At 43.9% G+C, this 24,195-nt stretch carries 23 protein-coding genes; 13 read left to right on the forward strand and 10 right to left on the reverse strand.

From position 1 onward, the window contains the following. Positions 1–20 precede the first annotated feature (20 nt). The 5 genes from HWQ41_RS22990 to HWQ41_RS23010 all read right to left on the reverse strand — a co-directional run bounded on the left by HWQ41_RS22990 (position 21) and on the right by HWQ41_RS23010 (position 6,603). Positions 21–1,427 (reverse strand): methyl-accepting chemotaxis protein, encoded by a 1,407-nt coding sequence (locus HWQ41_RS22990; RefSeq protein WP_292768008.1) that lies wholly within the window; start codon positions 1,425–1,427, stop codon positions 21–23. A gap of 143 nt (positions 1,428–1,570) precedes the next feature. Then, positions 1,571–1,810, reverse strand: a complete 240-nt coding sequence (locus HWQ41_RS22995; RefSeq protein WP_292768010.1) for a hypothetical protein — start codon at positions 1,808–1,810, stop codon at positions 1,571–1,573. Between the two features lie 4 nt (positions 1,811–1,814). Further along, positions 1,815–2,876, reverse strand: coding sequence for a chemotaxis protein CheW (locus HWQ41_RS23000; RefSeq protein WP_292768012.1), 1,062 nt, complete (start codon positions 2,874–2,876; stop codon positions 1,815–1,817). Between the two features lie 7 nt (positions 2,877–2,883). Next, positions 2,884–4,461, reverse strand: a complete 1,578-nt coding sequence (locus HWQ41_RS23005) for a CheR family methyltransferase (protein WP_292768015.1) — start codon at positions 4,459–4,461, stop codon at positions 2,884–2,886. A gap of 789 nt (positions 4,462–5,250) precedes the next feature. Next, positions 5,251–6,603 carry a pentapeptide repeat-containing protein gene (locus tag HWQ41_RS23010; RefSeq protein WP_292768018.1) on the reverse strand — a complete coding sequence of 451 codons (1,353 nt, stop codon included), beginning with the start codon at positions 6,601–6,603 and terminating at the stop codon, positions 5,251–5,253. Between the two features lie 634 nt (positions 6,604–7,237). Here HWQ41_RS23010 and HWQ41_RS23015 point away from each other — a divergent pair. From HWQ41_RS23015 to HWQ41_RS23035, 5 genes are all read left to right on the forward strand, one after another. Continuing rightward, a complete protein-coding gene (locus tag HWQ41_RS23015; protein WP_292768019.1) occupies positions 7,238–7,558 on the forward strand; it encodes an RNA-binding protein in 321 nt (106 codons plus the stop codon). Between the two features lie 114 nt (positions 7,559–7,672). Next, entirely contained in the window at positions 7,673–7,861 is a 189-nt protein-coding gene (rpsU, locus tag HWQ41_RS23020; RefSeq protein ID WP_012407716.1) for a 30S ribosomal protein S21, read from the forward strand. A 142-nt stretch (positions 7,862–8,003) separates the two neighbouring features. Next, positions 8,004–9,764: a protein kinase gene (locus tag HWQ41_RS23025; RefSeq protein WP_292768021.1), complete on the forward strand. Its 1,761-nt coding sequence runs from the start codon at positions 8,004–8,006 to the stop codon at positions 9,762–9,764. 473 nt (positions 9,765–10,237) lie between these two features. After that, positions 10,238–10,801: a pentapeptide repeat-containing protein gene (locus HWQ41_RS23030; RefSeq protein ID WP_292768058.1), complete on the forward strand. Its 564-nt coding sequence runs from the start codon at positions 10,238–10,240 to the stop codon at positions 10,799–10,801. Positions 10,802–10,908: 107 nt separating this feature from the next. Next, positions 10,909–11,118 carry a hypothetical protein gene (locus tag HWQ41_RS23035; protein WP_292768024.1) on the forward strand — a complete coding sequence of 70 codons (210 nt, stop codon included), beginning with the start codon at positions 10,909–10,911 and terminating at the stop codon, positions 11,116–11,118. Here HWQ41_RS23035 and HWQ41_RS23040 read toward each other — a convergent pair. Together HWQ41_RS23040 and HWQ41_RS23045 are read right to left on the reverse strand one after the other, a co-directional pair. Next, complete coding sequence (locus HWQ41_RS23040) at positions 11,098–12,201, reverse strand: aromatic ring-hydroxylating dioxygenase subunit alpha (RefSeq protein WP_292768026.1); 1,104 nt, start codon at positions 12,199–12,201, stop codon at positions 11,098–11,100. The genes HWQ41_RS23035 and HWQ41_RS23040 overlap by 21 nt on opposite strands. Before the next feature lie 19 nt (positions 12,202–12,220). Then, a complete protein-coding gene (locus HWQ41_RS23045; RefSeq protein ID WP_292768061.1) occupies positions 12,221–12,793 on the reverse strand; it encodes a DUF3865 domain-containing protein in 573 nt (190 codons plus the stop codon). Between the two features lie 349 nt (positions 12,794–13,142). On the opposite strand from HWQ41_RS23045, the gene HWQ41_RS23050 reads away from it, so the two are divergent. Both HWQ41_RS23050 and HWQ41_RS23055 read left to right on the forward strand, forming a co-directional pair. Further along, on the forward strand, positions 13,143–15,341 hold the full coding sequence (locus tag HWQ41_RS23050; protein ID WP_292768029.1) for an ATP-binding protein: 2,199 nt from the start codon (positions 13,143–13,145) through the stop codon (positions 15,339–15,341). 250 nt (positions 15,342–15,591) lie between these two features. Then, positions 15,592–16,776, forward strand: coding sequence for a M20 family metallopeptidase (locus HWQ41_RS23055; protein ID WP_292768032.1), 1,185 nt, complete (start codon positions 15,592–15,594; stop codon positions 16,774–16,776). 81 nt (positions 16,777–16,857) lie between these two features. Here HWQ41_RS23055 and HWQ41_RS23060 read toward each other — a convergent pair whose 3' ends face one another. The 3 genes from HWQ41_RS23060 to HWQ41_RS23070 all read right to left on the reverse strand — a co-directional run bounded on the left by HWQ41_RS23060 (position 16,858) and on the right by HWQ41_RS23070 (position 19,108). Further along, on the reverse strand, positions 16,858–17,910 hold the full coding sequence (locus HWQ41_RS23060; RefSeq protein ID WP_292768034.1) for a hemerythrin domain-containing protein: 1,053 nt from the start codon (positions 17,908–17,910) through the stop codon (positions 16,858–16,860). Between the two features lie 261 nt (positions 17,911–18,171). Next, positions 18,172–18,549, reverse strand: coding sequence for a hypothetical protein (locus tag HWQ41_RS23065; RefSeq protein ID WP_292768037.1), 378 nt, complete (start codon positions 18,547–18,549; stop codon positions 18,172–18,174). Continuing rightward, positions 18,521–19,108 (reverse strand): type II toxin-antitoxin system antitoxin SocA domain-containing protein, encoded by a 588-nt coding sequence (locus tag HWQ41_RS23070; protein WP_292768040.1) that lies wholly within the window; start codon positions 19,106–19,108, stop codon positions 18,521–18,523. The genes HWQ41_RS23065 and HWQ41_RS23070 overlap by 29 nt, the downstream gene beginning before the upstream one ends. 274 nt (positions 19,109–19,382) lie before the next feature. Between HWQ41_RS23070 and typA the strand changes: the two genes are divergently transcribed. The 6 genes from typA to HWQ41_RS23100 all read left to right on the forward strand — a co-directional run bounded on the left by typA (position 19,383) and on the right by HWQ41_RS23100 (position 24,190). Then, complete coding sequence (typA, locus tag HWQ41_RS23075; RefSeq protein ID WP_292768044.1) at positions 19,383–21,173, forward strand: translational GTPase TypA; 1,791 nt, start codon at positions 19,383–19,385, stop codon at positions 21,171–21,173. 172 nt (positions 21,174–21,345) lie between these two features. Next, on the forward strand, positions 21,346–21,972 hold the full coding sequence (locus HWQ41_RS23080) for a hypothetical protein (RefSeq protein ID WP_292768046.1): 627 nt from the start codon (positions 21,346–21,348) through the stop codon (positions 21,970–21,972). A gap of 8 nt (positions 21,973–21,980) precedes the next feature. Then, positions 21,981–22,709, forward strand: a complete 729-nt coding sequence (locus tag HWQ41_RS23085; RefSeq protein ID WP_292768048.1) for a hypothetical protein — start codon at positions 21,981–21,983, stop codon at positions 22,707–22,709. Positions 22,710–22,770: 61 nt separating this feature from the next. Continuing rightward, a complete protein-coding gene (locus HWQ41_RS23090) occupies positions 22,771–23,046 on the forward strand; it encodes a BrnT family toxin (protein ID WP_292768051.1) in 276 nt (91 codons plus the stop codon). Next, positions 23,030–23,263, forward strand: a complete 234-nt coding sequence (locus HWQ41_RS23095) for a hypothetical protein (RefSeq protein ID WP_292768053.1) — start codon at positions 23,030–23,032, stop codon at positions 23,261–23,263. Before HWQ41_RS23090 ends, HWQ41_RS23095 begins: the two co-directional genes overlap by 17 nt. 420 nt (positions 23,264–23,683) lie before the next feature. Then, on the forward strand, positions 23,684–24,190 hold the full coding sequence (locus HWQ41_RS23100; RefSeq protein ID WP_292768056.1) for a Uma2 family endonuclease: 507 nt from the start codon (positions 23,684–23,686) through the stop codon (positions 24,188–24,190). Positions 24,191–24,195 lie beyond the last annotated feature (5 nt).

Genomic DNA, 24,195 nt, shown 5'->3' on the forward strand with positions numbered 1-24,195 from the left:
CCTGTAACTCCAAGACATTTTTAGACAACGGCTTTTAGTTCCTGAGCGGCATTGTTGAGCCGTTGCGTGCCGACTTTAATTTGACTGATGCCAGAGGCGGTTTCTCTAGCGGCAATATTCAGCGAGTTCATGGCTTCTACCACTTGTTGCACGGCGATCGCCTGTTGATTGGAAGTCAGGGAAATTTGCTGACCGTTTAATGCGATCGTTTTGATGGCATCCACAATCTTTTCTACGGTTTTCGTGCCTTCACCTGTCACCATGACGGTGGTATTGGTCGATTTTTGAATGTCTACGACTAGTACATTAATTTTTTCAGCCGATCGCTTACTCTGGTCTGCGAGTTTACGAATTTCGGCAGCGACGACGGCAAAGCCTTTACCATGTTCCCCGGCTCGCACCGCTTCCACTGCCGCGTTGAGTGCCAGCATATTAGTTTGACTTGCCAGATCACTAACCAGGGTGGAGATCATGCCGATTTGATTGGTTTGTTCGCTCAGGTGAAGAATTTGGATCGCAATGTCGCCTACTTTTTCTCGTAGGCTCGATTCGCTAGTCTGCCCCTCTTGAGTGCGACCGTCTACCAGCAACAACACCTGCCGCGCTCCTGCGGCTGAGGCTTCTGCTTGTTCGGCAGACTGGCGCGAAGAAGCCCCCAATTCATCCATTGTGGTGGTGGTTTGGTTGACAGAAGTGGCTTGTTGGATGGTGGCGCGTTCTTGCTGCTCGATCGTCGTGACAATTTCAGTGGTGGAAATGGCGATCGCGCTGGCAGAGGCGTTCATCTGGCGGGAAGTGCGGCTAATGACCCAGATGCCAATTAAAATAGATAGCACGAGGGAGAGTCCACTTGCTAACATCACCGTTAGCTTAAGGGCATTGAGCGCCTCTTGCTGCTGTTTTGCGGCAATTGCAAAAGTCTGATCTTCTCGATTCTGCATTTCTTCAATCATGTCTACGACATCCTGCCCTTGATTGCGGGAATTTCCCTTACTCCAGCTTTCAACGGCTTCTTTGACTTTGCCCTGATCCACCTTTGCCATCAGGTTATCGTCAAAAGCAATCTGTTTATTCAGCAGTTCCTCCAGTTTGGTTAAAGACTGTCGTTCCTGTTGCGATCGGGCAAGTGCGATCAGTTTTGCTAGAAATTCCTTGGAATCCTTTTGAGTCTTTTGGTAGCTCTCAAGCGATTGCTGATTTTTTTCTAACAAATAGCCTCGATTTGCCTTAGAACTACTTTGCACACTAACAGAAAGATCATCAAGTATTGAGTTAATGTCATAAGAGGACAATAAATTTTCTGACCGTTGGTTCACCGTGTTGATATTGATGATCGTCATTCCGGCAGAAACTAACAATGCCAGCACGGGAACGGCATACCCGCCAATAATCCAGTATCTCAGTTTCCAATTTTGCTTACTTTCCATCTTGTTATCTCCTGTAAGTGGATAAGTTCGAGAATTTCCAGATATTGCTGTCACACAATGAGAGGATTTTAGATTTTAGATTTTAGATTTTAGATTGACCCCATTGACTTCAGGCGTGAAGTATTCTGAATTCTGAATGCTTCTCATACAACACTCTGTAGTGTGGAGGCTGCGTCATTGAGTTGGTGAGTGCTAACGCGAGTCTGACTGATGCCGATGGCTGTCTCTCTAGCAGAGCTATTGAGTGCATTCATTGCCTGTAAAATTTGCTGAACCGCAGTGGATTGCTGATTAGCGTTGAGCGAGATTTGCTGAATATTCAACACCATCCGGTTGACGGCATCGGTGACACTGGTAAAGACCTCCACTGTCTGCTTAGTCATAGCGTTAGACTTCTTCATTGACAACCAACACCTCTGAAGTGAGCAGTTTGGACAAATTGATGATGCTCATCATCCGATCGCGATAAGGTGCGACCCCCTGGAGATAGTCGTCTTTGGCAGAATGCAGAGCAATTGGAGCTGTGGTGATTTGGGAGGGATGAATATACGTCACATCAAAAATGTCATCGACGGCAATGCCCGCCACTCGTTGATCCAGACGAACCACAACGGCTTGCTGATGCGCTCGCACTGGATTCATGGGCAAATCAACCAGATGATTGATGTTAATTAATGTGACAATTTCACCCCGCAAGTTGATGTTGCCAACAATGTGCGCCGGACAGCAGGGAATCGGGGTAATCTTGTGAATATCGGTAAACTCATGCACCGTTTCCAAGCCAAACCCGAAGTACTCACCCCCCAACCCCACAACTGCCAGAGGCAAGAGCCACGCCGAATCTTCGTCAGCGATCAAACATCGGAGAGTTTCAGTTCGCTCTTGAAAAATCTGCCGCTCCTGGGAATCGAAATGATCATATAAGCCGTGATTTAGGGCTGAATCAGATGGGTGTTTTAGTGCGTCATTGACTGAGCCGTTGTTAAAATCAGAATTTGGATTGAAAGCAGTCTCTATAAGGGCGTGTTGCACCAACAGTCCAGGATTGAGCAATGTAACGATGCCCTCCTCAACGTTGGCAATGCCAGTCACCAATCCATTCGGCAAACTCTCTTTTGACTGATCGCAGACATTGGCAGTGATCTGATCAGCTGCGATCGCTTCCACACTATCCACCTGACTGACGATGATTCCGATTCGTTGAGTCTGCCACTCCAGCACAATCATGCTGTCAGTCAGTTGGAAGGGGGGACGTGCTTGTTTTAAGCGGTGATATAAATCCATCACAGGCAGAAACTTCCCTCGCAGGTTAATCACGCCCAAAATTGTACTAGGAGTTTCGGCGATCGCTGTCACTTCTGGCAGAAAGAAGAGTTCTTGCACGGTTGTAGCCGGAATGCCATAGCGTGAGTCGTTAAGGTTAAACATTAAATAAGATTGATCGTTCATAACTGGTTCAATTTAAGTGCTTCAGAACGTATGCTTTTAATTCAGCAGTGGTTTGCTGGTTATTGGAATCGATCGCTTGCTCCTGGGGTAGATTTTGCAAAATTTCTAGAAGCGATCGCCAGATTTTTTGAGCCTGTTTTACATTTCCTTCACGTTCATATATAGAACCCAATTCCAGGTGAGCAGTAACAGAAGTGGGAGCCAGATAAATAATCCGTTTTAAGAATAATTTTGCACTGATCTGATCTCCTTGCTCTTCGGCAATTTGAGCCAACAAATGATAGGGTTCGATGGCCAATGGGTTGATCTGGAGTGCCTGCTGACACGCCTGATTTCCTTGGGAGTAATCGCCAAAATTCGCGTAAGCTTCTGCCATCAAACAATATGCCTGAAAATGTTGGGGGGCAAGAGCAATCAGTTGTTCTGCTATTTGAATGACATCGGCATAAGCTTCTTGAGTTAGCGATCGCTTGGCTGCATCTAAAAGGGTTTGTTGAGTGTTTATGCTTACCCCCTTTGGCTGAACGCTCAGGTCGAAGCCCAGCTTCTTTTCCAATGTTGGTAAAGCGGGGTTAGAAATTCCGGTTTCCCCTCTCTCAAGTTTGGGAGAAGGCGTTAGCCTTTGACCTGAGCCTTGCTGAAGGAGATGTGGTCTATGTCGCTGATAAACCGCAGATTGCAGAAAATTTTTGACTTGAAACGGTTCAGTTTTTTGGCCATGTAATTCTGTGTGACCTGTGAGCAGAAACCCTCCTGGTGCCAGAGAGCAGTAAAACTTGTCTATAACTCGTGCGATCGCGTTGAAGTCAAAATAAATAAATACATTGCGGCAAAGAATCAAATCCAAATCGTGAATGCTAGATGTATAAGCGGGGTAACTATCCTGCATCAGGTTTTCAGGTTGAAATGTGACCATTGCTCGAATCGCAGGATCGATTTCCCAACCTTTTTTGTGCGATCGAAAGTAGCGACTTTTGATCTCTGGAGTGATTGTCCGAAAAGACCAATCGCTGTAAATTCCTTGTTCAGCCAGGGCGATCGCGGGTTGATTAATATCTGTGCCTAAAATCAGAATGTCCCACGCCTGATAGTCGAAGATCAGTTCCTTCACCAGAATCGCAAGTGAGTAAGCTTCTTCACCGGTCGAACACCCGGCACTCCAAAGCCGTAATGTCGGGCGATAAAATTCTCCATTGGTAGCGTTGCAGTCAGTTAAACTAAGCTGCCGTTTGCGCTCGATCAACTCTGGTAACAGGTGATTTTTGAGCAGGGACATCTGCCCCTGATCTCGAAAAAAATAAGTTTCAGTGACAGTGAGTAAAGAGATTAGTTCTTGCCACTCTGTCGCACTGGGAATTAATTGATTTGTTGCCACCAAGAGATGATAATAATCATTGAGTGAAGATAATCCCAGCGCCCGGATGCGAGTTAAAAAATTTTTCTTTAATGTATCTTGATACTGTGGTTGGATGTGAATGCCGAATGTATCAGCAATCAGAGCAAACATTTGCAACAAACTAAAGTCATCACTGCGTTGAGAATTGGGTTCAAATAAAATGGGGCGATCGCCGATCATCTGATTCATCACTAGATCATTTTCGAGGGGATACGCTTAGGCTTCCCATTTCAATCTTTTGATTCGGATTTGGATCATATATTGCATTGATTATTTAATCAGGTTACATAACCGCTGCGCTCGGATTCTGACAAAATAGACAGAAAATACATTGAATAAGGGACTTCCAAATAAACAAACATCCAATAATTTCTTGTGGGGTGGGTGTCTCACCCGCCCGTAAGCTAAGGCGGGCAAGATGCCCGCCCCACAAGATTGGATAGTTTATTTGTTGGAAATCCCTAAATCAGGAAGAAATAGGCGATGCCTACGCCGACGCTAACCACCAAAGGCATAGGTTGTCTGGATTAAGGGTGATGACTATCAGAGCGACTACCAAGCCATCCACCGTCAAGTGTGACCTGAACACTTACAATTAACGTGAGTTCGACAAATCTTGTTTGACCTCTCCCCCAGCCCCTCTCCGAAGCGGCTACGGTGTACACACAAGTCCTAAAAACCTTGCTTGATAAGGCTTGACTCGTTCGACTCGTTCCCAGTCTTAGACTGGGAATGCATTCATTGAGTTCTCTGACTCAATGTCTAACTGGAGGCAGCAGACCCTAATCAGCCATTCCCATGCTCTGCATGGGAACGAGAAAACAATGAGAAATTGAGCTTTTTGGACTTGTGTGTACACCGTAGCTCCGAAGCGGAGAGGGAAGTAAAAAGCTTAACTTTTCGTTGCTCCTCCCTTTCGGAAACAGAGAGGTTCATCGAACTCACGTTACAATTATTGGGCAAAATCCTGACCGATAATTATCGTCCCAAGTTATTGGGAATACCTTCACAACCACCAGGAATAGTGCCTCTGGTTTTTTCGCCACCCCAAGTGCAACAGTAGTAACGTGCAGACTCAGAGATCCGTTGCACATTCGTCAAATTGGCATTTTCCACCACAGCGCCAGTGTGTTCGCCGGTTTCATAATCTGGTCGTTCAGTGCGACTGCGGGGTGATGCTTTGTCCACTACACCGTAGAATAGGCGAATCCCGTTGATGTCAGCACCACTGAGATTAGCATTATATAAAATTGTGCGGGACAGGTTGGCTTTTACTAAGTCACAACCGACCAGATTAGCGCGGACAAGATTAGCTTCGCTGAGGTCAGTCCAACGCAAATCAGTACCAGAAAGGTCTGCTGCGGCTAGCATTACGCCTAAATCAATGACACGCACACCTTCCAGGCGGTCTTCTGCATATCCGCCACTCCCATCGAGAATGGGCCGACCTAATCGTTGATCGCGTTTTAGGGGTGACAGCAACTTGGAACGTGAGAGAAAGCGGAGAATTTTCGCTTTCCCACTGCCATCGACACTACTTAAAATTGCCGCAGTGCGTCCTTCAGCGATCGCTCTCTCTTGAGGCCAATCTTCTAATAATCCTTCTTCATCTAATACCAAGTCTGAAACGCCTTGGAAATAGGAATCAATCGTCTGTTGCTGGGTGATAATGTTTTGCTGAACTGTTAGCAGGTTTTGCTGAATTGTCAAGTCTTTGGAAATGACATATTGTCGCCATGCTACGTAAACGGCGATGACGGCGATGAAAATTTGCCCCAAAGCGCCAAACCATTCTGCAAGGGTTCCAGCAATTTCCCAGTTAATTTGGTGTCCCCAAAGTAGCAAGCGATCGCCTACACCTGTGAACCTGATCAAGCCGATGATCGCTACTATTAGTCCCAAAAAGGCCACAAACAGCGTGCGTTCTTGGGGTGAAAACCACTCGTTTAAAACTTCTTGCAACCAAGGTAACAGTATTGCTAGGGATAACAGCAAAGTCATCAGCGTTCCGATAATGCCGATCAGCCAGTTATTGAGGATAACTCCAATGAAGGTGATAGCGATCGCGATGAGAGTAATCAGCAATGCCCTCGGCTTAACTGTGAATTGCTTGGTAGTGGGTTGCTTGAAGTCAGAACGGGCCTGTTGTAAAGCAATTGTATGTTGCGGAGATTGCAAAGATCCAATCGCCGTTAGTGCTTGTTGTGTCGCTAGTACTTCTGAGCTTAAGTTCTTCTCAGTTGCATTATCGTCAAAGTCATCTGGCTGCAAATTGTTTTCGGGGACTGGTTCTGGGGTTGGTAGATTAGAGGAATTGGATTCAATCGTCATGTTTTCTATTTTGCCCCAGCAGATTTAGTTCAGCATCGGTTTGATCAGAAATTGCACTAAACCAAAAACTAAAGACCTGTATTCCATGCGACTGAGAAACGCTATAGTCTTGCCACGCCACTACAAAACTAGGTTTTTAGGACTTGTGTGTACACCGTAGGCTTGTGGGGAGGGGATTAAGGGCAGCCAGTGCGGTCTTCTCCAAAGGAGTACAAGTTAGCATAGCCTTTATTTGTTGCCTGACTTTGCCTTTCATATTAAAATTTTGGAGTAATGCTTCATGGTTAATGCAATCAAACGTTCAATTCGGATATTCAAAGATGCGCCCCTACATGTCTGATTTCCTGTATCACCCTACAGAATTTATCTTCTTCCATTTCCAACCCTTTTGGACGATGGGTTGTACTTAGGGTAGGTAGGGGCGGGCGATCGCACCTAAGCGATCGCATCACTGGTTAACTATCTGCTAACTATCTACTGGATGCAGAGAGTTGGCTCCTATGTCATCCTAGATTAGGAGAGTTAATTCGGTGATGTCTTTGGTTTTAGTATTGAAAGGCTTTTTCCTTTTAGTATTTACAGACTTCTCAGAGAAATTAAAATCTCTACACAATGATGATTTTGGAGAGAATCGATGTCAATTTATGTAGGTAACCTCTCTTATGACGTTACACAAGAGGATTTAAGTGGTATTTTTGCAGAATATGGTACTGTAAAGCGAGTTCAAGTACCTACTGACCGTGAAACAGGTCGTCCGCGAGGCTTTGCTTTTGTGGAAATGGGAACTGAAGCTGAAGAAGCAGCTGCGATTGAAGCTCTCGACGGTGCTGAGTGGATGGGTCGTGACCTGAAAGTGAATAAGGCTAAACCCAAGGAAGACAGAGGTGATAGAGGTTCGTTTGGTGGTAATCGAGGAGGATACGGCGGCGGTGGCGGCGGACGCTCCCGCTACTAACCTTGGAACCAAAAAAATTTACCTAGAGTCTTAAGTCAGACAAGGAGTCTGTCTTTTTTTTGCACTGTTACCATCTGCATACCCATTGATTAAGTCAACCTAGTAGGAGAGATAATGACCCAAGTAATTGTAGGTGACAATGAACACATTGAGTCAGCCTTACGACGATTTAAGCGAGAAGTTTCCAAGGCTGGAATTTTTCCAGACATGAGAAAGCATCGTCATTTTGAAACGCCCCTAGAAAAACGCAAGCGCAAAGAAGTTGCCAAGCACAGACAGAGTAAGAGAAGTTTTCGTAATTAAGGACTGACATAGATATAAACGAATGCCCTCATCGGTTTTATGAGGGTTTTCTTTATGGGAATCAGCACGAGTAATCAAAAACTCAGAATGGTATTTTCTCAAGAAACGCTAAAATCAAGTCAGCCTTTGTATTGTAGCGGTTGTGTCCCACATCACTCAGAGTGCGGTTCACTGCATAAATCCTGATTGTCAACGTCCTTATCCTCAGCCTTGGGGAAACAAATTTTGTAACAGCTGTGGCGCACCGCTAGAGTTGTTAGACCGCTATGTTCCACTTCAGCCGTTGGGTTCGGGAGGATTTGCTCAAATCTACACGGTTTGGGATGAAAAAACTCAAACCGAGAAAGTGCTGAAAGTTTTGGTAGAAGATTCACCAAAGGCACTGGAATTATTTACCCAAGAAGCGGCGGTTTTATCTAGCTTGCAGCATCCGGGTGTCCCAACTGTCGATGTCGATGGGTATTTTCACATAAACCTGTTTAATCCCAAACCACACCAACTGCCTTGTCTGGTAATGGAAAAAATCAATGGGCGGACTTTAGAGGAGATATTAAAAAAGTTTCCCCAAGGGTGTCCAGAGGATTTGGTCTTAAACTGGTTTGCCCAAGCTGTACAGATTTTACAAGAATTACACAAACGTCAGATTATTCACCGGGATATCAAACCTTCTAATTTAATGCTGGGTACATCTTCGCCAACTGTAACCCGACCTCAAGGGGAAACAGAGGGCGATCGCCTGGTACTCATTGATTTTGGCGGTGCAAAACAATTTAGCGCCTCTAAGCTGCGTTCTCAGTCTAGTTCCACCCGCTTATTTTCTTCTGGCTACAGTCCACCAGAACAAGTAACTGGAAGTATTGTCGGGCCAAGTGCCGATTTTTATGCCCTTGGTCGAACGGTGATTGAACTACTAACAGGCAAGTACCCGCTAGAGTTGGAAGATCAGCAAACTGGGAAATTGCGCTGGCGAACTGCGGTAAATGTCAACCCGCAACTAGCAGATTTGCTAGATGAGATGGTGCAGGCGGATGTGCGATCGCGTCCGGCAAATGCAGCGATAATTCAAAAACGGTTGGCGAAGATTTCTCAACCATTACCGCCGCCAGGATTATTTTCTCAACTGCGAGACAATGTTAAGCAAGCCTCAACGCAAGCTTACCGGAGATTTACACTGCTAACACAAGCTATTGAACAAACTTTAGCTAACTTTAGCCAAGCTGTAACCAAAACCGTTATTTTTATCGCTCAGGCGATCATCAAAATTTTCCAAGCTTGTTTGGCGACGATTTGGGCGATGATCTTGAGTAGTATCGGCGCTTGTTTTGGTGCGATCGCTGGTTTTATTTTGGCGTATCGGACAAGTTTAGGCCGTCGGGTTGTGGAATTTATTTTGAGTCAGCTAAACGAATTAGTGCCAAATACTCAACTCGTCTTCGGGGCAGATATTTTGGTATTCGTCGCAGCAGGTTGGGGAACCGCTTGGGGACTGACAGTATCCGGGTGTTTTGGTCAACGGCGGCGGTTTTTAGTGGCGTCCCTGATGGGCATGATTAGCTATGGCTTCGGCTGGTTGATTTTGCAATTAATCACACCAAAAGATAGCGGCGAGGGCTTAGTGGCAGTGATTTTAGTCGCAGTTTGCCTACTCACCTTAAGCTTAGGACTTCGCAGCCATCATATAGTGTACGCCGTGTTCGCTGCCTTTGGTAGTGCGATCGCCTATGCAGTTTTGATTCTTTTGAGGTTAGCACCTCCGATCTTCCAATTTTCTAGTCAACCAGGTTGGTCAGAGTTATGCAAGCCTCTGATTTTTTTTGGTTCTGTGGGCTTCTTTATCAGCTTCTGGTTAGGAGTGAGTTATTACCTAATTGTTCCTGGATTGCGCCTTTTAGGGTGGCGATGAAGAAGGCAGCGAGCAGAGGAGGATGAGGAAGACAAGGGGTTAACAATTCAAAATTCAAAATTCAAAATTCAAAATTAAAGACATTTCAGACGGGGATTTAAACCCCGACTGAAATGGGTGCTACATGTAGATTGCAGTTTCTTAAACCCTTTAATTTACGATAAAGAAAGTGTTTTCCCAATGCCCAATGCCCAATGCCCCATACCCAAAAACAAGATCCCCCTAGTCATCTTTTTCATCGAGCTAGGGGGATCACATATTTAGTAGTCTATAATTGGTTCGGTATACTTCCTTACGACTCGATTCTATAGCCTATATTTCAGTTTGAGTAGTCTTACCATGAGAATTCATAGTATTTTTACAGCTTCTTAATCAATGCTTCATCCCTGTTCTTCCTTAGAGAAGCGGTATATGTAAGTATGACAGTACGCAATGTGCGTAACTTGTCATTTTTGTGGATATCTGTAAAAAATATGAAACTCAAGATTGTCGCTACCGTCGCCCTGTTAGCTTGTTTTGGGTTTGCAGAGCGGGCCTTTGCATTAAATCAGCTAGATTTAGATCAGTTGAAGGCAACAAGTGCCTGTCCCCGGTGTAATTTAAGTGGTGCTGACCTAACTAAACTGAATCTAACTGGAGCAAATTTACGAGGGGCTGACTTGAGCAGCGCTACATTATCTCAAGCTAATCTCACGAATGCTGATCTCACCGGTGCAAATTTAGAAGGTGCGGTTCTAAATTCGGCGAATCTCAGTGGTGCTTCCTTAACAGGAGCAAATTTGAAATCAGCATCCCTGGAAAATGCCGATCTATCTTTTGCCGGTTTCATCAGCGCCAATTTGGAAGCAGCAAACTTAAAAGATGCCAAATTGCAGTTTACCAATTTTCGGGGGGCTAACTTCCGACTAACAACTCTGGCTAATGGTATCGTCACCTCCGACAAACCTTATGACTGGTCGTCAGAGCGTCAAAAGACCAGAGAATGTAACAAGTTTAAACCCGAAAATACTCTAGGCACAACCTGTTATTCAAAATAAGTAGTACTGCAAGGCAGAATTCAAAATTTAAAATTCAAACAGGTATACAGCGTAAGCGTTTCATTGATTTGGAATGGTGAGGCAGTCCGGTCTTGGGGGTTCCCCCCATGAGGAACTGCCGAACCCGAAGGGGTGGTTTATTTACGCCGTATAGTACTAGCTTTGAGTCGGTAATTGACCTCAAAGACTCGTTAATGGAGGGTAGTGGTATAGACGTAGTGATTTTCTGTTTGCTAGCTCTTATGAAGCAAGGTTTTCAGGCTTTGCGATCGCTACATATTTACCATTACCCTGTATTAAGATTGGTAGTACTCTGACAACACTTGATGGAAGTGAGTAATTCCATATTCAATGTCTGCAAGCTGAACTACACCATAAGCTTTGGAATGAACACTCGCTTGTAGTGAGCGCACCACCCTAAAGTCTTCATTTAGCACCCGCTCAAATTCAGGTCGAAAGTCATCGTGGTTGTAAGGAAATGCTTCAATCTGTGCTTTTGTTTGATAAATAAAAACCTCAAACTTAGTTTTTGTAGGAGATAAGGGAGTCAGTCGAAAAACTGAAACTTTATCTCTTGCAGTATTAACCATCATATTGGGAAAAATGAAGCCCTGGTAAGATTGTCCCCTTGGTTCTCCTGAAAAAGCGGGGTGATCTTTCACAAATTCCTCATCTGTGAAGGGAACAAATATCTGGTAGTGTCGCCCCGTTGGAGTATAGGTAATATTTTTTGGATCAAAACACTTTAAACTTTGAGCATGAACAACGGACAGATGATAGCACTCCAGATAATTCTCGATCGGAAACTTCCAGTTGGCTGGTTCTTCATAAAACCAGTGATCAACCTCTTGAAGTTCCTCCCAAGGGTGCTGATATTGTTCTAGGTAGACTGGGAATCCTGCCAAATGACTTACTAACGATTCCCCTTCTAGTTCTGGGTGAACAAAGATAAAGCCGCCCCATGTCTCTACCCGTCCCGTGAGTAGATGAACAGCCGATTTATCTAAATTGGGAAAACATTCAGCGCGAGGTAGACCTTTGAGATTGCCTTCCCAATTGAAGTTCCAACCATGATACAAACAACGCACCCGTTGGCAATGTCCCTGCCCCTCCAAGATACGTGCTCCCCGATGTGGACAAACATTGTGCATCGCTCGTAATTCGCCGTTGTTAGTACGAATCACGAACATGGGCTGATCGCCAACTTGGCAAGTTAGATAATCACCGGGAGCAGGTATAACAGATTCACGTCCTACAAACTGCCAGGTGTTATTCCAGATCGTTTGCTGCTCATGAGCAAAAATTTGGTCACTAAAGTAGTAGTAACCAGGTAATCCAAAGTTCGGTTTATTAGTATTAGAAGTTTCATCTATAAATGAAGGATTGGTTAAGATATTCATGGTGTTAACTTCTGTTTAACTAGTGCTTTTTGGCGATCGCCATGCCCAGAGTAACCTTGGATGAGATTGCCTCTTGCGCTAATTCTTGCCACCATATTTCCATCGCATCCATAATTGCCAGAAATCCTGCTTCAAACTCTCTAAATTGTTCGGGTTGTATATATGCTGCGATAGTCGTCCTTAAACCTTCTTCATGTTCAAGTTCCCACTGATTTAAATGCTTGTTGAAGAAATATTGTAAATCTTTAGGCATTGCTCCTTCCAGCAACCACTTTATAAGTTGCACGATCAGACTTAACTCAGGAATTGAGGTTGCCTCAATCGCATAGGTTGCCCCAAGTACATAAGCTGGTTGTTGATTAAATACTGATTGCACAGTTCTAAGCAGTTTGGATGTAGTGATTGACGGCGTTGTATTTTTAACAGGAACACCTAGTGCCTCTTCAAGCCCTTGGGCTAAAAGCATGTAATGAGATACTCCTTGTGTACCGAGGCCCATCTCCTCAGCAATGTTTTCTTTGAGTTCCTGGGCAACACCGTTCCATTGGACTTCAAGCGCTTTCTGTCTTGCTAACTCTGTGAAAAACACCAGCTCTTTTGGAAGATATTGCTATAGGACTCCTATTTGATTTTTGAACAAATAAGCTGCCTAGAAGCTTGACATACAGAGCTTTATTTCTCAGTATATTGAGCAAGATTTAAGTAGGATTCCTATAGAGTAGCTTCAGTATATTCAAAAGACTTCGGTATAAATACTCAATAAATATTGATTAAAGAAATTCATTAAAAATAGTACTTATGACTAAAAAATTTAATTAAGTAGCACTACTTAAGGAATTTTGGTTATTTTTTTATTTGTCAGTCCCTTATTTGGTGACACGAAGTTTCTAATGGGTAATCTAGCTTAAGCAAAGACCCGATCGACCCAAGGTTTACAACTCATGAAGACACATCCATCTAGCAAAATCCACGCATTTCCATTACAGCTTGTTCTAATCGTTCCTTTCGTGTTGCAAGTCTTTGGGATCGTGGGGCTGGTTGGATATCTATCGTTTAAAAATGGCGAGAAAGCAGTTCACAATTTAGCAGAGCAATTGATGAAGCGAACCAGCAGTGAGGTAAATCAACATTTGGATGCCTATCTGTCGATTCCGCATAAAGTCATCCAGCTAAACGCGGATGCAATTCGTATGGGATTGCTGAATGTGCGCGATCGCCGAACTGTTGGCAAGTACTTCTGGCACGAAATGCAAGCCTATGATCTGAGCTTTATCAGCTTGAACCTTGCAACCGGGGAAGGAACTGGAGCTGGCCGTTACGATGGCAAGACAGTCACAATCGATGATAATGCAATCAAAACGCCAAGCCTGCCGAAAAATACGATAACTTACTTGACGGACAACGATGGCAACCCGACCAAAATTATGGCGACTAGCACGTGGGACACTGTCAATGAACTTGCGTACACTGAACCCGTCAAAGCAGGGAAACCGATCTGGGTTCGCATTTACAGCTATTATGATCCCGCCTATCCCCCCTATATTGTGGCATCGGCAGGCCGTCCAATTTATGATCTCAGCAAAAAGCTTATTGGTGTTGTCGGGGCTGAAATACATCTGTTGAAACTCAGCGAATTTTTGCAAAAATTAGACGTTAGCCGTTTCGGACAAGTGTTCATTATCGAGCGCAATGGGATGTTGATTGCCAATTCCGGTCAGGAGAAGCCTTTTACCGTAGTAAATAACGAAATTAAGCGCTTGAAAGCAATCGATAGCCCCAATCCGGTTGTGCAAGGCATTGCCAAGCAGATTCAGCAGCACATTCCAGACTTGCAGTCCATCACCAATACGCAAAAACTGAACGTTAATTTTCAAGGAGAAAATTACAATGTGCATATTGTGCCTTGGCGTGACCAATATGGTTTGGACTGGTTGGTTGTTACCAGTATCCCAAACAGAACCTTTATGGCGCAAATCAATGCCAACACCCAAATTAGCATCCTGCTTTGTTTTGCAGCGCTGGTAGTAGCAACGGCGATCGGCATATTTACCTCAGACAGGATTGTGCGTCCCATCCTGCGCTTGAATCAGGCAAGTCAGGCGATCGCATTCGGTGACTTACAACAGACAGTCAAAGACGGCAACATCCAAGAACTCAATACCCTTGCCTACTCTTTTAACCACATGGCAGAGCAATTGCGCGAATCCTTCATCGCCTTAGAAAATAGCAATGCAGAACTGGAAGAGCGAGTGGAAGAACGCACCGCCAAACTCAAAACCGCCTTGAGTGAATTACACCACACCCAAGCACAAATGGTTCAAAGTGAAAAAATGTCTAGTCTGGGTGAACTGGTGGCAGGTGTGGCACATGAAATCAACAACCCAGTGAACTTTATCCACGGCAATATTACCCACCTAAACGAATACACTCAAGATTTGCTGCGGATGATTCAGCTTTACCAACAACGTCATCCCCGCAATGATCCAGAGGTGCAAGCGCTAGCTGAGGAAATCGATCTGGAGTTTCTGATGGAGGATTTACAGAAGATGCTAGCTTCTATAAAAATGGGGACTGACCGGATTCGGAATATTGTGCTATCACTGCGGAACTTTTCTCGTCTAGATGAAGCAGAATTCAAAGCAGTTGACCTTCATGAAGGAATTGAAAGTACGCTGTTGATTTTGCAACATCGTCTGAAAGACAAACCAGAACGTCCAGCAATTGTAGTGATTCGGGATTATGGCAACTTGCCCCAAGTAGAATGCTATCCCGGACAACTCAATCAAGTCTTGATGAATGTTCTGGTGAATGCGATCGATGCCTTAGACGAAGCAAACGCCAATCGCACCTATCAGGAAATAGAGGCAAATCCTAGCCAGATTATCATCCGCACCTCACTCAGCAATTCGCAGTCGGTGGAAATTGCGATCGCTGATAATGCCGGGGGAATGCCAGAACAGGTTAAAAATAGTATGTTCAATCCTTTCTTCACCACCAAACCTGTAGGCAAGGGAACAGGTATGGGTCTGGCAATCAGCTATCAAATTATCACCGAAAAACATGGTGGCAAATTGGAATGTTTTTCTACTCTTGGTAAGGGAAGTCAGATTATAATTCAATTGCCTATCTCACTTTCGTAAAAAGTCTTATAAAACCTCACTCTAACCCTCTTCTTGGTAAGGAAAGGGAGCAAGAATCTTGTTTATCATCTGGTATATTTGCTTTCACTGAGATGCTCCCGATGGAAAGGTTCGTCAAACTCACGTTAAAATATTATCCCCTCTGTCCCTGCCCTTGCGCTTCTTCTCAACTCTCCTTGTATGGTAAAAAGCATTTTGTTTGTTAACATTTCTTTATCATGGGAAAAAAGCCTGTAGATTAATTGAATCGATGCTTACCCGTATTAAAGACTTAGCAGCAAAACTAGCGCCTCGCTTAATTGAAATTCGCCGCCACATCCACTCTCACCCAGAACTCAGCGGTCAGGAGTACCAAACAGCAGCCTTTGTTGCTGGTGTTTTGTCTTCCAGTGGGCTGCACGTACAAGAGGGAGTTGGCAAAACCGGCGTGATTGGAGAACTCCAAGGCACTAGCCAAAATGACCGTTTATTGGCAATTCGCACCGATATGGATGCCTTGCCAATTCAAGAGGGCACTAATTTAGAATATGCCTCTCGCGCAGATGGTATTATGCACGCTTGCGGTCACGATGTCCACACTACAGTCGGGTTAGGAACGGCAATGGTGCTGTCCCAAGTGGCTGAGGATTTGGGTGGGAAAGTGCGGTTTTTATTTCAGCCCGCCGAAGAAATTGCCCAAGGGGCAAGCTGGATGGTGAAAGATGGGGCGATGGAAAATGTCTCAGCTTTATTAGGGATTCATGTTTTCCCTTCTATACCCGCAGGATCTATTGGCGTGCGTTACGGGGCATTGACAGCCGCCGCTGATGATTTAGAAATTCTGATTATGGGAGAATCTGGCCACGGGGCGCGTCCCCATGAGGCGATTGATGCAATTTGGATTGCTTGCCAAATCATTACTGCACTGCAACAAGCGATCAGCCGGACGCAAAATCCTTTGCGCCCTGTAGTATTGAGCATCGGGAAGATTAATGGTGGCAGAGCGCCGAATATAATTGCTGATAAAGTGCAGTTATTGGGAACCGTGCGATCGCTCCATCCCGAAACCCGTGCCCATCTCCCGAACTGGATTGAAAACATTGTATCTAATGTTTGCCATACCTACGGGGCAAAGTATCAAATTAATTATCGCCAAGGAGTACCCAGCGTTCAAAATGATTACGCCCTGACGCAATTGTTACAATCAGCCGCCGAAGAAGCTTGGAGTAGCGATCGCGTTCAAGTCTTACCCGAACCCTCCCTTGGTGCTGAAGATTTTTCGATGTATTTGGAACACGTCCCTGGTTCTATGTTTCGCTTGGGTGTAGGCTACAAAGAAAGAATCATTAATCACCCATTACACCATCCTAAATTTGAAGTCGATGAATCTGCCATTATCACCGGGGTTGTCACTATGGCCTATGCTGCTTATAAATACTGTCAGCAAAATTTGTAAATAAAAACTCCCAGCACATCAGTGCTGGGAGTTTTTGTTTAACTAACCTTTTTTAGGGGATATAGAAAGCCCGAAAGCATCCTACACTTTCGATTCGGTAACAACACCGAGTTTTTGTTGAATTCGAGTCTTAGCAGCTTTAAATTCAGTAGCCAGTTGTTCACTTTGCTCAGTGGTCAAGTTGTTGCGAATGGCAGCGAACAGTGTGGTTTCTTCTTGACGAATGTGATCGCCGAGTTTAGCCAATAGCTGTTTGACTTTCTCTTTGAATTGGGGTGAAGATGGGCTAAGAGCCTTAATTTCCTCTAATGCCAACTTCGCTTGAGCTTGTTCATCAAACAGTTCTTGGGTGTTATCTTGACCGTAGAAAGGACGTACTCTTGGATAGACTACTTCTTCTTCAGCTTCAGAATGGGCCGTTAAATCCTTGTAAATTTGACCAAAGTATTCTTGGATCTTCTGCGGATCATTGCTTTGCAGCAGTTCGGTGAACAGGGTATTTACCTTTCCGTGATCGAGGCGGATGACATCTTGGATATTTAGATCCTTTTTGTCACTAGCTTGGGTAACAGCGCTACCTACCACACCACTGACTGCGGCCACAGCATCCTGGACTCGCGCCCAAATACCTTGATCTGCATCTTGTCCAGTGAGTTCGCGGACACCCAGAATTTCTAAAATACCTTTGAGTTGCTCTTGATGAGCGCGGTTTTCAAAGTTAATGGTATTCAAAGGTGCGATCGCTAGCAACACGTCAGCACCAACTTTTTGAGCAGCCTTGTGAACTATCAAGCCACTCATTACTAGTTGATGTTTCAGCAATTCATGCTGAGATACTTTTTCATACAGGCTCAACTCAGAACCTTTGAACAATTCGCCGGCTTTTTCAATGAATTGTGTAACAGTTTTTTTGGGTTCAGCCTGAATGCCATACTGACCAATTACAGTTTCCAAAACGCCAAGATTTTTTTCATCATCATTGAGGAAATTCCGAATGCGATCGGCAATTTCGGCATCAAGCCCTTCTCTCAAAAGCAATTTCTCATTTTCGATTACTAACTGTTGAAGCGCTTTGATACTTGCCAATTTTACAGCAATAGCATTACGTTTCGTATCATCTAAAGTAACTACCATCCGTGTTCTCCTCGGCAAAGTGTTCGTAATTCTTAACTGATATAACCTTGACATAGAGGTTAGGGATATTCCCTCTTTCTTTTGAGCGATCGCTCTCACAACTCTGGGTAGAGAAACATAAATTTTCGTTACAATTTCTGTTCTTCTACCTTTAGATAGATAATATTTAAATCTGTATTCTATCCGCAGGCGGATAAAACTTTAATGCTAGTTTTATACAGTCATATATATTGATTATTGATAAATCTAAAAAGTCAAATATTAACAATCTAAGATTTCCTTAAGAACGCTCTTTAAATCCACGTCTGTAGGGCGTTTTGCAAATTGCTCGTGGCTATAAATCCACACAAGCTTGATTACACAATCAGTTGTATTGACTAAATACATTAATCTAATTTGTCCTGAAGCGCCTTTGGATACCTTCATCTCTAGCTTGTGAAATGACCATCCTTGAGGTAATTCAATCTTTCCAAGTAAAGGCTCGTTACGAGAATTGATCGGATATTGATCTTCAATTAAATCTTCCAAAACTTCTGCGACAGACTCAACAAAATCCGACCTGTAGGCTTTTGCGAGTTTTTTGAAAGAACGGTTGAAATTATCGGATTTTTCAATCGAGAAGGGAGTTGAGCCAGTCACGCACTTCTCCTTTCCGAATACGAGTTGATGGTTCCGAAGTACAAGCGTCCTTTAAAATTTCCCGCATTACGAATTGATAGGCAGGATGGTCACGCTCTATTTGGTCTAGTTTCTGATATCCCAATGCTTTCAAGTCTTCAAGAAGAATTGGGTTGGTTGAGCTAGCTTCAGGTAGCAAACCTTTACGCGCCTTTTTCCAAGGAAACTCCAAGTGTGTCATACCACTAAGTTGATAAGCATGGTAGCCACCAAAATATTCCCATACTTCTTCTAGAAGCTGTCTCTTATCCTCAGCGATCTCTAACAGTAATTCTTGACTAGGAATAGGTAACTGTTTAGCTTCAAATTCACTGTAAAACCTGTAAGCTGGAGGACAAACAGGGCCATAGCGCCATGCTTGTATTTCTTCTTCAAACAATGGCTGATCATACATCGCCAAATGTAAGCTTTGCGCGTAATACAGAAGCTTTTGAACCTTCATGTTGGTCATTTCTGCTTCTATACAGTCTTCGTAAGCTCTGATAATGAAGTAGCGAGCTACATCTAGACAATCAATCATAATCAGACTCGCAAATTAAGACTGGTTAACTATCTTAGCTATTTTTAACGGTCACTTACAGATAATATTTTAGTACATTTCTACTATTTACGGTGATCTGTACTCAGGCGATCGCAATGCAGCCTTGACAAACCTCACCGCAATTGTGACGATTACGCTAGAATTATTAAAGGTTCTTTACAGAGTTTGCTAATCATACTTAATTCTGTTAAAACAGCCTAGCATTAACAATGTAAATCTCAAAACCCTCTCTAGAGTTCACCAAAAGCTTCTTATGACGCTCCCAATTCGCAACGTCGCCATTATCGCCCACGTTGATCACGGCAAAACCACCCTGGTTGACGCACTCCTCAAACAATCCGGCATTTTCCGCGAAGGCGAAGACGTTCCGGATTGCGTTATGGATTCCAACGCCCTAGAACGGGAACGGGGTATTACTATCCTGTCGAAAAATACAGCAGTTCGCTACAAAGAAACACTAATCAATATTGTTGATACTCCTGGACACGCTGACTTTGGCGGCGAAGTTGAACGCGTACTCGGCATGGTTGACGGATGTCTTCTGATTGTCGATGCCAACGAAGGCCCGATGCCTCAAACACGCTTTGTCCTGAAAAAAGCTTTAGAAAAAGGGCTGCGCCCCATCGTTATTATCAACAAAATAGACCGTGGTAAAGTTGACCCCCACATTGCTGTTGATAAAGTTTTGGATCTGTTCTTAGAATTAGGAGCAGATGAAGACCAGTGTGATTTTACCTATCTGTTTGCTTCCGGTATGGCGGGTTTTGCCAAAGACACCTTGGAAGCAGAATCGGTAGACATGCAACCTCTTTTTAACGCGATTCTGCAACACGTTCCACCACCAGTAGGCGACAGCAATAAGCCTTTGCAACTGCAAGTTACAACCCTAGATTATTCTGAATATCTGGGACGGATTGTGATTGGCAGAATTCACAACGGTACTATCCGCTCAGGACAGCAAGCGGCTTTAATAACAGAAGATGGTACCATTGTCAAGGGTAAAATTACCAAATTGATGGGCTTTGATGGACTCAAGCGAGTAGAGATGGAAGAAGCAACCGCAGGTTATATTGTCGCGGTGGCTGGTTTCGCTGATGCTTATATTGGGGAAACGATTACTGACCCCAATGATCCGCAAGCTTTACCACTAATTAAAGTGGATGAACCAACCTTGCAAATGGCCTTCTGGGTGAATGATTCGCCCTTTGCTGGTCAAGAAGGTAAGTTGGTGACATCAAGACAAATACGCGATCGCTTATTCCGCGAACTCGAAACCAACGTTGCTTTGCGTGTCGAAGAAACCGATTCTCCCGATAAATTTCTCGTTTCCGGTCGTGGGGAACTTCACTTAGGTATCTTAATCGAAACCATGCGCCGGGAAGGGTTCGAGTTTCAGGTATCTCAGCCACAGGTTATTTACCGCGAAGTCAACGGACACCCTTGCGAACCCTTTGAACTCTTGGTGTTAGACATTCCTGTTGATGGTGTGGGTAGCTGTATCGAACGCCTTGGACAACGCAAAGGCGAAATGCAAGATATGCAGCCAGGTAGTGGCGATCGCACCCAGTTAGAATTTGTCATACCCGCCCGTGGTTTGATTGGTTTCCGGGGTGAATTCATGCGGATGACTCGTGGTGAAGGCATCATGAACCACAGCTTCTTGGATTACCGTCAACTCAGTGGCGACATTGAAGCCCGTAACAAAGGCGTTTTAATCTCCTTTGAAGAAGGCGTTTCGACTTTCTACGCCATGAGAAATGCCGAAGATAGAGGAGCATTCTTTATTGTTCCCGGTACAAAGGTTTACAGAGGCATGATTGTAGGAGAACACAATCGTTCGCAAGATTTAGAACTAAATATCTGTAAGACCAAGCAGTTAACCAATCACCGCGCGGCTGGTGGCGATGAACTAGTGCAACTGCAAGCACCAATAGATATGAGCTTAGAGCGTGCTTTGGAATATATTGGCCCCGATGAATTGGTGGAAGTTACACCCCAATCGATTCGTCTGCGGAAGATGTCGAAGAAGTTAGCGAAACGGTAAGTTTAGTTACTTGATTAATTTAAAAAGCCCGCTAATGCGGGCTTTTTGTTTTGTAAGTTTCTTGAGTAAGAAGTTACCGTTTAAACAATCCAGTGAAACTAATAAGCTCATAGTAGCAAACTGATTAAAATTCAGGCTATACTGACTGATTAAAGTCTTTTTAGTAAGGAAAATGGCAAACAAAGGAGAGCGCGGGCGCATCCGTGTATTTTTCGCAGAGGTTGAGGGTGATGATGAAACTATTCAAGAAGGTTTACAGGTAATTAATGTAGCAGCTAACAAAATTTTTCAGTCTCCTCCAAAAATGATAAACGTTTTATCGGCTTCTGCGGTTCCTAGTGATGAAGATGAGCTTGTCGAAGAGCTTGACACAGAAGACGAAGAGGAAGATGTGAGTGTTCCTAGCGTTTCTACAAACTCGAAACAGAAGAAGAGTTCGTACAAGCCTCCCACAATGACAATTGTCAAAGATTTAAACCTACGGCCAGAAGGCAAGCTTTCATACCGGGACTTCCATTCTCAGAAAAATCCAAAAACTCAAGAGCAAGCTATTACTGTGGCAGTTTATTACCTTAAACGAGTCCTAGAGCTAGACAAAATAACAGCAGAATACGTTTTTACATGCTTTAAGGATGCCGGACGACGGACACCAAAAAATATGCCTCAAAGCATTCGAGATACTGCGAAGAATAAAGGATGGATTAACACTTCGGAGCGAAGCAACATTAAAATTACTAACCACGGTGAGAATATGGTTGAACATGACTTACCTGCTCCCAATGGAAAAAAAGATTCGTGAGATGGTAGATGGAAATAGAAGATTTTTGTATTCGACTCAATCAGATTGAACTATCGAACGCCCAACGCGCTCTAGCTATTTTATGGTTGCATGATTGTGCAACACCAGGTACTTATATAAAGGCAGGTATGTTGGCACGTATCATCTATAAAACTGGACTTGGTAATCCTAATCCAACACAACTTGAAGAAGCGATTGTTAAGACAAAGCTTGCAACCAAAACTAATGCAGGATTCAAGGTTAAACCGACTGAACGCGGTACGATTAAAGACTGGCTTGCTCCAATACTTGAAAGTCCACCTGCTGACGTTGACTTAGAGCATGGTTATTTACCGGAAGAAATATGGAAGAATACAAGGGGTTATATTGAAAAAATAGCTTTTCAGATAAATGGTTGTTTTCAATACGGTTTTTATGATGGTGCATCAGTACTTATTCGTCGGCTCGTTGAAACACTTCTAATTGAGTGTTACGAACATGAGAAGACTCAATTCCGTATAGCTGATTCGGATGGCAATTATTTTATGCTGTCAGGAATTATTGCGGATGCTGCTGATAAGAATGGACTTTCTCTAGGCCGTGAAACGAAGAATATTTTGCGTGACTTGAAAGTAATAGGCGATCGTGCAGCACATAACAGGCGATACAATGCTGTCCGTGCTGACTTAGAGAAAATTCGATTAGGTGTTCGGTTAGTGGTAGACGAGTTGATTCAATTGGCAGAATTAAGGCGCTAGGTTATATTTTGTATTTCCCCAGCTTCTTAAACTCTGGGAAAAAAGGTGGGGAAAGTTTTACATGGAATTTGAATGGAATCCAGATAAAGCGACACTAAACCTTGAGAAACATGGTGTTTCTTTTCAGGAAGCTGCAACCGTATTTAATGACCCGCTATCCGTAACTTTTCCTGATCCTGACCACTCCATTAGAGAAAGTCGCTACGTTATTATTGGCTTATCTAGGTTTGAACAACTTTTAGTTGTTGCACATACTGATAGAGGGGAAAAGATACGAATTATCAGCGCCCGAAATGCTACCCGCCAAGAGAAGAGGTTTTATGAACAAGGAAGTTGAAAACGAAATGGAAGATGAATTACGTCCTGAGTACGACTTCGCTCAAATGGCAAGCGGGGTTAGAGGTAAATATGTTGAGCGATATCGTACAAAAACGAACCTAGTACTTTTAGATCCCGATATTGCCCAAGCTTTTCCCAACGATGAAGCAGTGAATGAGGCATTAAGGTTGTTAATCCAAGTCGCCCAGCGCCAGCAGTCTAACACAACGACCTGAGCTGGATCAGATTATTTGAGCAAATTTATGAAGGGGCAATCATTGAGACAGCAGGCAGGTAATCTGATAGAGAATTATTCAGATGGTAAACTAGCAGAATAAAAATTTTTGCAGAAGTAATTGTGATGGCTATTCGTGAAACTGCGATGCCTTCTCTACGAGACGCTACGCGAACGGCGAGCTTCGCTAACGCCAAACCCTAGCATAGATATACAGTGCGACACCGAATAGCCCGCACTTCGACAAAGCACAGTGACCGTCGTAGACATCGCTCGTTTGCATATTTTCACACAAAGCGATTGCAATGGAGTAAATCATAAAGGAGCGATCGCAAACAAATCAATCATTTTCAAAGCGTATAATAGTCATGCTGGCAAAGAGCAATAACAATTCGGGCAGGGATTGCTAGAGGTGAACGCGATGCTTCCACTACTCGACCGAACTACCGACCAACGCATTGTCCATTATGGGACGTGGGAACAGTTCAAGTTAATTCAAAAGGGTTTTGACGGTTCTCCTGGTCTACGACTATTTTACTATGACGATACAATCGAGATTCTCATGCCGGGACGCGAACATGAAATTTTTGCCAGTATCATCGGTTATTTAGTGACAACCTTTCTCGTCGAAAAAGGCATTTTCTTTCAGCCAACCCGATCAATGACCCAGGAAAAAGAAGGGGTTGTCTCGGTTCAAGCGGACGAGTCCTACTGCATTGGCAGCGCTAAACCGATTCCAGATTTGTCCATCGAAGTCGTTTTTACCAGTGGTGGTATCAGCAAGTTAGAGCGCTATAAAGCTCTGGGAGTATTGGAAGTCTGGTTTTGGGAAGATGGGCTGTTAACGCTCTATCATCTGCATGACGGCAGCTATGAACCAGTAAACCAAAAAGTTTTTCTCCAGAGAGCGATCGCTAATCATAGCTAAGTATA

This window comes from Nostoc sp. NOS(2021) (assembly GCF_017115025.1).
Classification (GTDB): domain Bacteria; phylum Cyanobacteriota; class Cyanobacteriia; order Cyanobacteriales; family Nostocaceae; genus Nostoc.